Source organism: Gordonia amicalis (assembly GCF_022059885.1).
Classification (GTDB): domain Bacteria; phylum Actinomycetota; class Actinomycetes; order Mycobacteriales; family Mycobacteriaceae; genus Gordonia; species Gordonia amicalis.
Genome location: NZ_CP091855.1, coordinates 844,926 through 857,865, shown reverse-complemented (window position 1 = coordinate 857,865; position 12,940 = coordinate 844,926). Strand labels below are relative to the sequence as shown.

The window sequence follows — 12,940 nt, the reverse complement described above, 5'->3', positions numbered from 1 at the left end:
TCTTCTCATGCCGTCACCCCGACGTCGGATCGGTGCGCCCCATCCGGTGACGGGAGTGATCTGAGCCATAGCTGCGCTCGGAAGAATGATGCAAGACATCAGATGTTTCGGCATCCCATGAGCAGATTCTCGGTGACTAACCGGTGATTGTGACGCCTTGACGACCTAAAGCTCAGATGTTTATGGTGGGCCGCGTCACGGCGTGTGCTTCTCGACGACAACGCCGCACCCTTCAGGAGGACCATTGACCACCCATCCCGCCACACTCGGACGCTTCTTCGAGGACTACGTCGTGGGCGACGTCTATCAGCACCCGATGGGCCGCACGATCACCGACACCGACAACGCGTGGATCACCTGTCTGTCGATGAACACCAATCAGAACCACTTCAACGAGCACCTCGCCCGGACGAATCCCATCACCGACGGCAAGGTGATCGTGAACTCGGGGCTGACCATCGCGTTGGTGCTCGGACTGTCGGTGATCGACATGAGTCAGAACGCCGTCGCCAACCTCCAGTTCACCGACGTCAAACTCCAGCATCCGGTCTACGTCGGCGACACGATCTACGCCGAGAGCATCTGCACCGACCTGCGCCAGTCCAAGTCTCGTCCCTACGCGGGCATCGTGTCGATGGTCACCCGGGGCGTCAACCAGGACGGCGAGGTCGTGATCTCGTGGAAGCGTTCGGTGATGGTCGCGACCCGCGAGAGCGGCATCGGACAGAACTACTTCCCCGAGGTCAATGCGCCCTCGCTGACCGAGCTCACCGCCGCCGCACAGACCGAGGATGCGCGCTCATGAGGCCGCTCGAAGACGTCCGCATCTTTGCCGTCGAGCAGTACGGCGCCGGCCCCTTCGCAGCGTCCATCTGGCCGATCTCGGTGCCGACGTGCTCAAGATCGAGGAGCCGACCTCCGGCGGCGACGTCGGGCGCTACGTTCCGCCCTACAACAAGGGCGAGGACTCCCTGTTCTTCGAGACCTTCAACCGCAACAAGCGCAGCCTGTCGCTGGACCTCGGGACGCCCGGCGGGCGCAAGGTGTTCGAAGATCTGGTCCGCACCAGCGACGCGGTCTATTCGAATCTCCGCGGCGACGTCCCGGCGAAGATCAAGATCACCTACGACGACCTCAAGCACCTCAACCCGGCCATCGTCTGCTGCAGCCTGACCGGGTTCGGCATGACCGGTCCGCGGGCCAAGCAGCCCGGCTACGACTACATCCTGCAGGGCCTGGCCGGGTGGATGGACCTCACCGGCGATCCCGACGGTCCGCCCACGAAATCCGGTCTCTCCCTTGTCGATTTCTGTGGCGGTTACGTCGCCGCGCTCAGCCTGATGGCGGGTCTGCACGCCGCCCGGCGGGATGGGGTCGGCGGCGACTGCGACGTCTCGCTCTACGACACCGCCATCTCGATGCTCACCTACCCGGCCGCCTGGCACCTCAACGCCGGCTACCGTCCGGGCCGTACGAAGAACTCCGCGCATCCCTCGCTGGTGCCGTTCCAGGCCTTCGAGGCCTCCGACGGGTGGTTCGTCGTCGGCTGCGCCAAGGAGAAGTTCTGGGTGCGGCTGGCCGAGGCCATCGGCCTCACCGAGCTGCTCGACGACCCGCGGTTCACCGACTTCGCCGCCCGCGGCCAGCACAAGGACGAACTGCTGCCCTTGCTGGAGAAGCGATTCGCCGAGGCGACGGTCGATCACTGGGTGTCGTTGCTGACGAAGGCCGGTGTGCCGACGGGGCCGATCAACGACGTCGAGCAGGCGTTGACCGAGGAGCACACCCTGGCGCGCGGGCTCATCGCCACCACCGAACACGAGGTGTGGGGCGAGGTCCGTCAGGTCACCTCACCGGTGCGCTTCGGCAACGAGCCCGCGGAGTATCGTCGGGCTCCCCGCCGCAACGAGAACTTCGACGAGGTGATGGAACTGCTCGGCTACAGCGCAGAGGACGTCAGCGGTCTCGTCGAGGCCGGCGCCTTCGGATCGATCGCACAGGCCACGCCGTGACCGCCCGCCGGCTCGCGCGCTGGGCCGCGGGCCTCGACATCGAGGACATCCCCGAGGTCACCCGGCAGGCCGCGGTGCGACACCTGCTCGACGGGATCGGCAATGCGATCGGCGCCCGCCGACTCGATCAGGGCGGCCCCGGACTGTCCGTGGCCCGCGGGCTCGGCGGCCCGGCGCAGGCACATCCGCTCGGTGACCCCGAGGCCATCTCGGCTCCCGCGGCGGCCTTCGCCAACGGGGTTCTGATGCACGCCCTGGACTTCGACGACACGCATGCCGGTGCGCTCGTGCATCCGACGACGGTTGTGGCACCGGCCGTCCTGGCCGTCGCCGAGGAAGTCGGCGCGACCGGTGCGCGGACGGTGACCGCGCTGGTGGCCGGCCTGGAGATCGCCTGTCGACTGGGTGCGGCCGCACCGCACGGCTTCCACGCGCGCGGACTCCATGCGACTGCCGTGGTCGGCCCGCTCGCCGGTGCCGTCGCCGCCGGCCTGCTGTACGGCGCCGACGCCGACCGTCTCACCGATGCCATCGGCATCGCGGCGTCGTCGTCGGGTGGGTTGCTCGAGTTCCTCGACACCGGGGCCAACACCAAGGTCCTGCATCCGGGGAACGCGGGTTTCAGCGGTGTCCTCGCCGCGCGCCTGGCCCTGGCCGGGGCCACCGGTCCCGAATCGGTGCTGGAGGGCCGGCGCGGCCTCTACCGGGCGCTCGCCGACCGGGACGTCGATCCCGACGTGATCGTCGCCGATCTCGGAACTCGTTGGGAGAGCGCCGGTATCGGTATCAAGCCGTACCCGAGCTGTCAGCTCATGCACGCCTCGCTCGATGCGGTGGCGCAGGCCCTGGCCGATGCGGCGCAGGCGGGTGCCCAGGTGACGGCGTCGCGCGTCGCCGCCATCAGCGTCGACGTTCATCCCGACAGCGTGGACATCGTCTGCGGGCCGGGAACCGGAACCCGCAGTCCACGCAGCGTCTACGACGCGAAGTTCGATCTGCCGTGGAGCGTCGCCGCACTCGTCCACGACGGTGCCGTCACCGTCGACACCTACGCCGAGGAATCGATCGTTCGACCCGACGTGGCCGCCACCGCCGGACGCGTCGAGGTCGTTCCCGTACCCGATGCCCGCCCGGCCGCCGACGCCGCCGGCCGGGCGGTCATCACCCTCGACGACTCCACCCGGCTCGTCGGCGAGGTTCCCTGCAGCCGAGGCACTTCCGGCCGGCCGATGGACGACGCCGCGGTCGCCGAGAAGTTACGGGGCAACAGCGGCGGCGGAGCCGACGCGGATGCCCTCATCGAAGCGGTCCTCGGTTTGTGCGACGCCCCGTCCGTCGAACAGATCCCGGTGCTCGCGACCGCCCTCATCGGCTGACCGACTCTTCTCGCCGAAACTCCGGGCCGGGCCCGGAGTACCGTCCACACCTCAGATCAAGGATCACGCAATGGATTTCAGCTTCAACGAGGAACAGCGCGACTTCCGGTCGGCGCTCCGCCAGCTGGTCGACAAGGAGATCATCCCGGTCGCCAACGAGTGGGAACGTGAGGGTCGCTATCCCACGGAGATCGTCGCGCGGTTGCGTGACATGGGTCTGTTCGGGATCACCACCCCGGAGGAGTACGGCGGACTCGAACTCGACATGGTGTCGTTCACCCTCGTGTACGAGGAGATCGCCCGCGGCTGGATGGGGATCGCCGGCATCCTGGGCAGCCACAACCTGGCGTGCTGGATGATCGCTCGCCACGGCACCGAAGAGCAGAAGCAGCAGTGGCTGCCCCGGCTGGCCAGCGGGGAATGCCGTACCGGCATCGGACTGACCGAACCGGGCGCGGGCACCGACCTGCAGGGCATCAAGACCACCGCCACCCGCGACGGCGACGACTACGTCATCCGCGGCACCAAGACCTGGATCACCAACGCGCGCCACGCGAACGTGCTCCCCGTCCTGGTCAAGACCGATCCGTCGGCCACCCCGGCGCACAAGGGCATGAGCATCCTGCTCGTGGACACCACGACTCCCGGATTCGAGGTCCAGCGCGATCTCGGGAAGCTCGGCTACAAGGGCACCGAATCGTGCGAGATCTTCCTCGACGAGGTGCGGGTGCCGGCGTCGACGCTGCTCGGCGGGGTCGAGGGCCGCGGTATGCAGCAGGCCCTGTCCGGCCTGGAGATCGGCCGCCTCAACATCGCCGGCCGCAGCGTCGGCATCGCGCAGGCGTCGTACGACGCGGCGCTCAACTACTCCCGGGAGCGCACCGCCTTCGGCAAGCCGATCTCGGACTTCCAGGCGATCCAGCTCAAACTCGCCGACATCGCGACCCAGCTGCAGGCCGCTCGTCTCATGACGTATTGGGCTGCCGCGAAGGCGGATTCGGGTGCACGCGTCGACGGCGAGGCCGGCATGGCGAAGTACTTCGCCTCGGAGACCGCGATCACCGCGAGCCTCGAGGCGATGCGGATCCACGGTGGCTACGGTTACTCGACCGAGTTCAACGTGGAGCGGTACTACCGCGACGCGCCGCTGATGTCGATCGGTGAGGGCACCAACGACATCATGCGGACCGTCATCGCCAAGGCGCTGGTCAACGGGACCGTCACCGTCGGATGACTTCGCCGCTGATCTACCTGTACGTACCGGGCGACCGGCCCGAACGTTTCGGCAAGGCGACCGCCTCCGGTACCGATGCCGTGGTCCTCGACCTCGAGGACGCGGTGCCGGTGGCCGCCAAGGACGCTGCGCGTATCGCGGTGGGCACCTGGCTCGAGAACCGCGACCGGTCCGGTGTGCCCGCGTGGGTACGGGTGAATCCGGGTGCCGAGCTGCTCGACGACCTGACCATGGCGGTCCGGTGCGGGGCCGACGGCATCTGGCTGCCCAAATGCGATGATCGCGCGACGCTGGAACACGTGGACCGGATGCTCACCGATCTCGAGACGCAGGAGGGCCGTCCACGAACACCGGTCTCACCACTGATCGAGACCGGCGCCGGGCTGGTGAACGCAGCGGCGATCGCCGCCGGTCCCCGGGTCGAGTTCGTGCAGATCGGTGAGGTCGACCTGGCCGCGGACCTCGGGGTCACGCCGGTCGCCGGCGACGAATTGCTTTGGGCACGATCGCAAGTCGTGGCCGCCTCGGCAGCGGCACGGATCCGGCCACCCCTCGCGGCGGCATCGCCGGTCATCGACGATGCCGAGTCATTCGAGACGGAGACTCGGCGGCTCACCGGGCTCGGCTTCTTCGGTCGTGCGTGCATCCACCCGCGCCAGATCGGGCCCGCGCGTGCCGGTCTCGCACCGACCGCGTCCGAGGTCGACACTGCGGTCGACGTGCTGGCGGCCTTCGACGCCGCCGGGCACGGGGCGGCGACCGACAGCGCGGGCCGGCTCATCGACGAGGCGGTCGCCCGGATCGCGCGTAGGACCCTCGCTCGCCGGGCCTGACACACCCGCGGACGACGATTTCGTGACAGATCATCGACAGGGGGCCTTGATTCCTCTCAGGATGTGCTCAGGGTGCCTGATTTGTCCGCTAATGTTTAGCAATGCGCAAAGGTCAGGGCCATTCCCGATGGTCGACGCGTCCGCTGGTTGCGGCGCTCGCGGTGTCAGTCTCGGCGACGATCTCGGTGGTGGGGATCGGCGCCTCCGAGGCGGCACCCGTCGTGAATCCTCAGGCCGGGAAGGTGGTCGCGCACTCCGGATTCGACGTCAAACGAGACGGCTTCTCCTTCGAGAACTGGGGAGATGACGACGCACTGCACCGGCGCGGTCTCACCATCGACGGCATGCGTGCGGTCTTCGGCGACGAGGTATGTGCCCGGATCGTGCTCGGCGTCTGCTCACCGACCACCGTCGCCGAACTCGTGCAGAAAGAGTTCAACGAGTCGATGACCGGCGGCCACTGCTACGGCATGGCGGCGCTGGCAGGTCTGTACAACACGAAGCGCCTGAGCCCGTTCCCGCTGGCGATGCCCTGGCAGACGGTCTACAGCATGCCTGCCTCGGCTCCTCTCGACGAGCTGATCGCCCGGATGTTCATCACCCAGGGCTTCCCGCCCACGGATCTCGCCATGTCCGAGGTCTCGGTGTCGCAGGCACTGACCAAGCTCCGGAACGCCTGGTCGCGCAACGACAATTACATCCTCGCCATCTACACCGACGACGAGCAGACGGCCGGACACGCGATCAACCCGGTGGCGATTCGGGATCTCGGCGACGGCAAGCGCGGTATCGTGGTCTACGACAACAACTTCCCGGGTCTGGAGAAGATGGTGGTCGTGGATCCGGCCGCCGACACCTGGTACTACTCGACGGCGACCAATCCGTCCGAGCCGACGATGCTGTTCCAGGGCTCGCAGAAGAACAAGATGATGCTGGTCCCGCTGGCCACGGTCCTGGCGCGTCATCAGGATCCCGATCTCCGCACCGACGACACCGTCGTCGCGGTGACCGACACCAACGGAACGGCCAAGGGCGTCGGTGACGTCGACTGGGACGTCCGTGTCACCGACCTGTCCGGCAAGCCGATTCCCGGTGTGGAGCAGAAGATCCTGTTCAACAACGACAACACCGCGCGGTTCATCGTCCCCGCGGGCAAGCGTTTCCGCGTCGTCGTCGACGGTGTCGAGGCCGGGCGTACCGCCGACATCAGCACGACGGTCCTGAGCAGCGGTGGTGCGGTGGCGGTCGGGGATCTCGAGGTTCCCGCCGGCGCGACGTCCGCGCTCGATGTCGATCCCGTTCGTCACGCGATCCGGGTGAGTTCGTCGGCACCGACGACAGCCCGGTTCGAAGTTGCGACCGAGGATTCGCTGCGTTCGGTCTCGACCCAGACCTCGCAGCTCGCCATCGGTCCGGGTTCGTCGGTCTCGGTGGGGGCCACGTCGCCCGTCGGCGTGACCGTGCAGACCGAGGGTCGTGCGCAGAAATTCCGGGTCGCGGTCGAACGCAGCGATACCATCGCCGACCGGAGCGCGGTCACACAGACTCCGGTCACACTCCGGCCGGGTGCGAAGCTCGATGTGCCGGTGGACCTCTGGACAGGGTGGACCCCGCTGACCGCAACGGTCCACGCCGGTGGGTCGACCACCGCCGTGCCCCTGTCGGTGAAGTGATCCCGTCGGCAGTGATGCCGGCGAAGTGAAGGAACAGATCCGTCCGGGCATTCGACGTCGATCGCGTGGGCGGTGGCGGCGAAGCCGGCGACATTGTGGTGCCGATACTCGGGACCGGTTGCGACAGAATGCGTGATGGCCTCGTGGCCGGAAAGGCAGGCACTGAATTGTTGCCTTCGTTGACCCTGAGCGACTCCCGGCGATCCCGCTGGTCGCCTGTCCCACTTCGACTTCTGGGCGTCGCACTCGCCGCGGGACTGGGACTGACGGCGTGCAGTGCCGACGACCCGGCGGTCTCGGGTCCGGTCGACACCCAGGCGACCGAGGAGGTGCAGTACCTCGACGACGTCACCATCCACCGGATCGAGTACCCGACACCCGGCGAGGCCGACAGTGATCAGAACTGGGCCGAGTTGTACCTCCCGAAGGGCGAGCAGCGGGTCGACTCGATCCCGCTCGTCGTTCTGATCCACGGCGGTGCCTGGCAGAGTGCGTTGGGCGCGGACATCTTCGATCCGCTGGCTCGTGATCTCGCCGAGCGCGGCATGGCGGTCTACAACGTCGAATACCGGCGGGTGGGTTCGGGCGGCGGCTGGCCGACGACCTTCCGCGACGTCGCGAGTGCGCTCGACCACGTGTCGGTGGTGGACAAGCAGTTCCCGCAGATCACCACGGATGACGAGCTCGTCGTCGGACACAGTGCCGGCGCTCAACTCGCGGTGTGGGGTGGCACCAGGCACAAGCTGGAGGACGACGAGGTCGGTGCGCGGCCGGTGTTCCGGCCGACCCGGGTGGTGTCGCTCGCCGGACCTCTCGACATGGTCTATGCCGCAACACATGGCGACGATCGGATCGTGACCGCCCTGGGCGGCTTGCCTCGTCAGGTGCCGAAGCGCTACACCATGGTCGACCCGATCCAGAACATCGATCCGACGACACCGGTGGTGGCCGTGCACGGCACCAAGGACCGCATGGTCTCGCCGGTCAACTCGAGCCGCTACGTCGATGCCGTCGTGAGGCAGGGTGGTCAGGCCGAGGCGGTGCTGATCCCGGGCGGTGACCATGGCTCGGTGGTGACCTCGACCGCGCCCGAATACCCGCAGGTTCTCGACATCATCACCGGCGTCTCGGCGGCAGACCTCGATGACGTCGATGACGTGATCGACTGACGCAGCGGCCACGGACCTCCGATTCGACTTCGGTGCGGTTGCACGAACTTTCGCTCTATGAGGTGCCCACCCTCGCTCTCTGTGGTGTGAGGAGTGTTGGCGGTGAGTGGCCACTTGCTCTCTGTGGTGTGAGGAGCGTTAGCGAGTGGTGCCCACTTGCTCCCTCAGGTGTGAGGAGTGTTGGGGGTGTTTGCCCATCTGCTCCCTGAGGTGTGAGGAGCGTTAGCGACGAGCCTCGAAGGGCCGGTGACCGTCCCTCGCCACGCTTGCTTCACACGCGCGGGTATGCGGCGGCGAGCATTATCGAGGCGAGGGTGGCTTCGGCGTCGGAGGCGTTGCGTAGGTCGATGATCTGGCGCAGCTGAAGGCGCGACTGATCGCCGGACGCCTCATCGGGCCCGTGGATTTCGGTGCGCACCTGTTCAAGGTGCTCGATGAACCGTCGGGGTATGTCGGGTCGCCGGTTCACACGTTCGGGGTTGGGTGGCGCGCCGGGTTCGGCGTTGAGCCGCCAGACGCAGCGGCCCTCATCGGGCCCTTCCCGGACCATCCGGGTGGTGAACTGTCCGGGCTGGTCGCCGACCATGCGATTGTGTTTCGGGCAGGCCGGGGCGAGGTCGGTGATGTCGGTGAGGCCACCGAGACCCCAATCCAGTTGCGCGTGGTGCATTTCCACATGTGCGGCGGCTATGCCGCAGTCGGGTGTGGAGCAGCTTTCGCCGTCGGGGCGGGCGAAGGACACCAGTCGTTGTTCGCGGGTGGCCAGGCGTTTGCCGCGTCCGAAGTACAGCGGGACGGCGGTGGCGTCTTTGAACACCGCCAGCCAGGGTTGGGCGTCGGCGGCCATGTCGATGAGGTCGGGGATGGGGATCAAAGTGCCGGTGGCGGTGGTGGCGAACCCGGCTTCGCGGATCAGATCGTTGAGGTCGGCTTTGACGATCACCTGTATCGGCAACCCGCGGTGACTCTTACCCAGGAGTCCGTCCTCGAACACAGCCTTCAGCAAGGCGTTGAACGCGTCGTGGTTGCGCTGCGCATCGCTGCGATCATCACGTGCGGCAGCGGCTTCGACCATCTCGGGGTCGGCATTCTCGATCGACCCGTGCGGTGATTCGGGGTCGTCGGGGTTGTTCATGCCGGGTTTGGCCCAGACCGCGAGCAGCATGGTGATCCGCGCGAGGAGTTCGGGTGTGAGGTCGGCGGACATCTTGGCGGTGCCGTCGGCGCGTTGCCGGTTGACCGACAGTTTGCGACGGCGTTTGCGGTCGGTGTCGTCGGCGAGTGTTCCGTCGGGGTCGAGGTGGGCCAACAGGCGGGCGCCGAGGGCGGTGATGTCGGCGGGGGTGTGGTCGACGGCGATTTCGGCCATCTGTCGTTCGGCGGCGATCTTCACGTCGTGGTCGACGGCGTGCGGGATCTGGTCGAGCACGTCGAGTACCGCCCGGATGTGGGAGGTGTTGATCTTGCCGTCGGCCAATGCCTCGGCCAGAGCGGGGTGTTCGGGTTCGAGCGGTTCGCCGGTCGGGCTGAGGTGGGTGGCGGTCGCGTGGCGTTGTTTGGTGCGGCGCATGGGGTCGGCCACGCGCAGGCGGTGGGTCATGAACTGGGTGATGCTGCGGTGCCCGGTTTTATGGGGCAGGTCGCGGTCGGCGATCTCGACGATCTGCCGGTCGCCGGCGAAAGTGAGTCGGGCGATGGCGCGTTCGGTGTCGGCGGCGACGTCGACGAGCTCGGCATCGGAGCATTGTGTCAGGTCGACGGTCTGCAGCTCGGTGGTGATCCGGTGTAGTTCTTGCACGAGTTCGGAGGCGCGGGTCGACGGCACGACGTCGGAGTTCGAGATCTCGGTCAAGACGGTCACCCCCCGATGCCGCTGGTGCGAATGTATGTTCGAACTCGACTGTACTCGCTATTGCGTTGTGGTGCAACGAGAATCCGGACGGCTCACCGCCGAAGAACTTGTCGGTGGGTTGGTGTAAAGGGATGGAATCCCGCTACCGGCCTTTACCTCAAGGAAAGAGGATCGACCGGAACACCTGCGGAATGCGCGACCATCCCGGCCGTGCCGCGTAGTGGGTGAGGGCTTCCGACGCAGAATTGTTCGACTTCGAGGTGACATAGACCGGCGACGCCGGGGCGATGGTCGATTCTCCGCCCAACCACGACCGCGGGAAGGGGCGGAAGGAACCGTAGACCACCGATCTCTCCGGGTTGGGAATCAGCAATCCGTTGTGCACCACGCCGATTCCGCTGCCCACGTCGTCCAGGGTGTTTCCCGGGTAGGCGCCCCAGCTGAGCGTCGGCGACAGAAACGCGAACGCCGCCCAGCAGTTCACCCCGATCGCTCCGTAGTGCAGCTCGGCGAGCGACTCCTCGAGACGGGGCCCGAGGTCCTTGCGATCGCGTGGGGCGATGATGACACTGGCGCCGAGCTGGCCGTCGAGCCTGGTGTTCGCGAAATGCACGGCGTCGCGCAGGAATGCGGCTCCGGTACCGGGTAACTCGGTGTGTCCCAACACCAGGGAGAAGAACTCCGTTGTGTACATGGCGTCGGATGTGGAGTCGTCGACCTGGACGAGCAGTCGGCCACCGTGGTGTTCGGCGTGCGGATACTCCTGCTCGGCGAGGCTCATCTTGCGGTCGCTGCCCGGATACCACGGTGCCCGCGGTGGGATCTTGTCGAGGAGTGAACGGATCGCGTCGAGGAACTGCGAACGTTGGGGCCACGACGAGCTCAGGATGAGCGACTGACCCGCGATGCAATTGTGTCCGGCATTGTGGATTCGTTGAGTGACAACATGTTCGGCCTGGTACCTGATGTCGGCATCGGACCACTTGCCGGGAACGACGATCATCGGTGACACGCCACCGAGTTCGCTGGTGATCGGCTTGGTCAACAGCGGGGTTCCCTCGGCTCGACGCCGTTCCCCCTCCTCCCCGGGACCCCACACGATCGCGTCATGCGCGGCACGGCTACCGGTGATGTGCACATGGCTGATGCCGGGATGTGAGGTCAGATACTCGCCGGTCTCGATGTCGCCGTTGACGATTCGCATCACGTTGGCTTCGATGAGCGGCGCGAACGCCTCGAAATAGATCCCGTGTAGATCGCGAAAGGTCGGATTGAGTTTCAGGATCGACGCCCGGTTGTACGCCACGAGTTCGTAGAGCACGTCATAGGGGCCGATCAGCGTGGCGTTTCCGGCCCCGAGGACGAGGCCGACTCCGCCGGAGTCGCCCGGGGTGAGGGTGCCGAGACCGGCGCCGGCGCGGACTTCGCCGAAGCCGACCCCCGGTGGCATCCAGATCTCGCCGGCCAGACCGTTGAACAGCAGTGCTTCCTGCAGTCCGAGCGGCATGGCCTTGAAGGTCAACCGCCCGCCCGGTGCGCTGCCGGTGCGGATGCCGTCCACCGGGCTCCCGCCGGCAGCGACCACGCGTAGGGTCTTCGCGAGCCTGGTCAGCCCGGCCATGATGATGTACGGACCCGACAGCCACTCCTCGCCACGCACCGATAGGGGAGTGGACTTGATGCGGATCGCGACCTCCGCCCAGCGTCGACTGACCTTGTCGACGGCCGTTCGCGTGCGTAGGAGCAGATCCGCGCGTTCTTCGAGCGGCATCGCCGTCCAGGTGGCGACGCCCTGCGCGAGCTCGTCCAGCATGCCGTCGAGTTCGGCATGCGCCGGCGGAGAAACCCCGGCCGTCATGACGTCCAGTGTCGCACCGCGCGTGGTGGGTGGCCAGACCCACGAGCGAACTCCTCGGCACGGGTCAGCCGCCGGAGACGATGCGTACGTCTGGTAGGTCTTTATCCAGACTCACCGATCGAAGGAGATCTCCATGGACGTCGCAGGCAAGGTTGCCATCGTCACCGGCGGTGGGGGTGGGATCGGTGGTGCGCTCGCGCACGCCCTGGTCGAGGCGGACGCGAAGGTCGTGGTCACCGACCTCGACGCGGCGTCGGCGGACAGTGTCGCCGATGCACTCGGCGACTCCGCCGTCGCGATCGCCGGTGATGCCTCGAGCGACGACCACATCGACGCGGCCGTCCGCCTGGCCGAGTCCACCTTCGGGCCGGTCGACCTGTACTTTGCGAACGCCGGTATCGGACGTGGTGGCGGCCTGGACACCGACGAGGCGATGTGGGATCTGGCGCTCGACGTCAACCTGCGCAGCCACATCCGGGCGGCGCGTCGTCTCGTGCCGGAGTGGGTCGAGCGGGGCGGCGGCTACTTCGTCAGCACGGCGTCGGCTGCCGGACTGCTCACCCAGATCGGCAATGCGCCGTACTCGGTCACCAAGCATGCCGCCGTTGGTTTTGCCGAGTGGCTCAACATCACCCACGGCGACGACGGTGTGCGGGTCAGCTGTCTGTGCCCGATGGGCGTCGACACCAAGCTGCTCCGGCCCGAGGACGACTCGGCCACGCCGGACCAGAAGCTGATGCAGAAGGCCGTCGAGACCGCCGGTGAGGTCCTGACCCCGGGTGCGGTCGCCGCGATCGTGCTGGAAGCTGTTGCCGACGAACGATTCCTGATCCTCCCACACGCCGAGGTGCTGGACATGTACCGGCAGAAGGGCGCCGACTACGACCGCTGGCTGCGCGGTATGCGCCGCTACCAGCGATCCCTGGCCTGAGG

General features: G+C 67.1%; 10 protein-coding genes. 8 read left to right on the top strand and 2 right to left on the bottom strand.

The window, feature by feature from the left end; translation table 11 throughout:
* Positions 1-244: 244 nt before the first annotated feature.
* From IHQ52_RS03920 to IHQ52_RS03890, 7 genes are all read left to right on the top strand, one after another.
* A complete protein-coding gene (locus IHQ52_RS03920; protein WP_096272656.1) occupies positions 245-805 on the top strand; it encodes a MaoC family dehydratase in 561 nt (186 codons plus the stop codon).
* Between the two features lie 88 nt (positions 806-893).
* Positions 894-2,012, top strand: coding sequence for a CaiB/BaiF CoA transferase family protein (locus tag IHQ52_RS03915; protein ID WP_238064124.1), 1,119 nt, complete (start codon positions 894-896; stop codon positions 2,010-2,012).
* Positions 2,009-3,388 (top strand): MmgE/PrpD family protein, encoded by a 1,380-nt coding sequence (locus IHQ52_RS03910; RefSeq protein WP_182155147.1) that lies wholly within the window; start codon positions 2,009-2,011, stop codon positions 3,386-3,388. The genes IHQ52_RS03915 and IHQ52_RS03910 overlap by 4 nt, the downstream gene beginning before the upstream one ends.
* 70 nt (positions 3,389-3,458) lie before the next feature.
* Positions 3,459-4,622, top strand: coding sequence for an acyl-CoA dehydrogenase family protein (locus IHQ52_RS03905; protein ID WP_238064123.1), 1,164 nt, complete (start codon positions 3,459-3,461; stop codon positions 4,620-4,622).
* A complete protein-coding gene (locus tag IHQ52_RS03900; RefSeq protein ID WP_096272665.1) occupies positions 4,619-5,455 on the top strand; it encodes an HpcH/HpaI aldolase/citrate lyase family protein in 837 nt (278 codons plus the stop codon). The genes IHQ52_RS03905 and IHQ52_RS03900 overlap by 4 nt, the downstream gene beginning before the upstream one ends.
* Before the next feature lie 101 nt (positions 5,456-5,556).
* Complete coding sequence (locus IHQ52_RS03895; protein WP_182155143.1) at positions 5,557-7,128, top strand: hypothetical protein; 1,572 nt, start codon at positions 5,557-5,559, stop codon at positions 7,126-7,128.
* A gap of 263 nt (positions 7,129-7,391) precedes the next feature.
* Positions 7,392-8,297, top strand: coding sequence for an alpha/beta hydrolase family protein (locus IHQ52_RS03890; RefSeq protein WP_238064268.1), 906 nt, complete (start codon positions 7,392-7,394; stop codon positions 8,295-8,297).
* A 271-nt stretch (positions 8,298-8,568) separates the two neighbouring features.
* On the opposite strand, the gene IHQ52_RS03885 is transcribed toward IHQ52_RS03890, so the two are convergent.
* Both IHQ52_RS03885 and IHQ52_RS03880 read right to left on the bottom strand, forming a co-directional pair.
* Positions 8,569-10,122 (bottom strand): DUF222 domain-containing protein, encoded by a 1,554-nt coding sequence (locus IHQ52_RS03885; RefSeq protein ID WP_407043630.1) that lies wholly within the window; start codon positions 10,120-10,122, stop codon positions 8,569-8,571.
* A 184-nt stretch (positions 10,123-10,306) separates the two neighbouring features.
* A complete protein-coding gene (locus IHQ52_RS03880; protein WP_238064121.1) occupies positions 10,307-12,007 on the bottom strand; it encodes an aldehyde dehydrogenase family protein in 1,701 nt (566 codons plus the stop codon).
* A gap of 133 nt (positions 12,008-12,140) precedes the next feature.
* On the opposite strand from IHQ52_RS03880, the gene IHQ52_RS03875 reads away from it, so the two are divergent.
* Positions 12,141-12,938: an SDR family oxidoreductase gene (locus IHQ52_RS03875; protein WP_238064120.1), complete on the top strand. Its 798-nt coding sequence runs from the start codon at positions 12,141-12,143 to the stop codon at positions 12,936-12,938.
* Positions 12,939-12,940 lie beyond the last annotated feature (2 nt).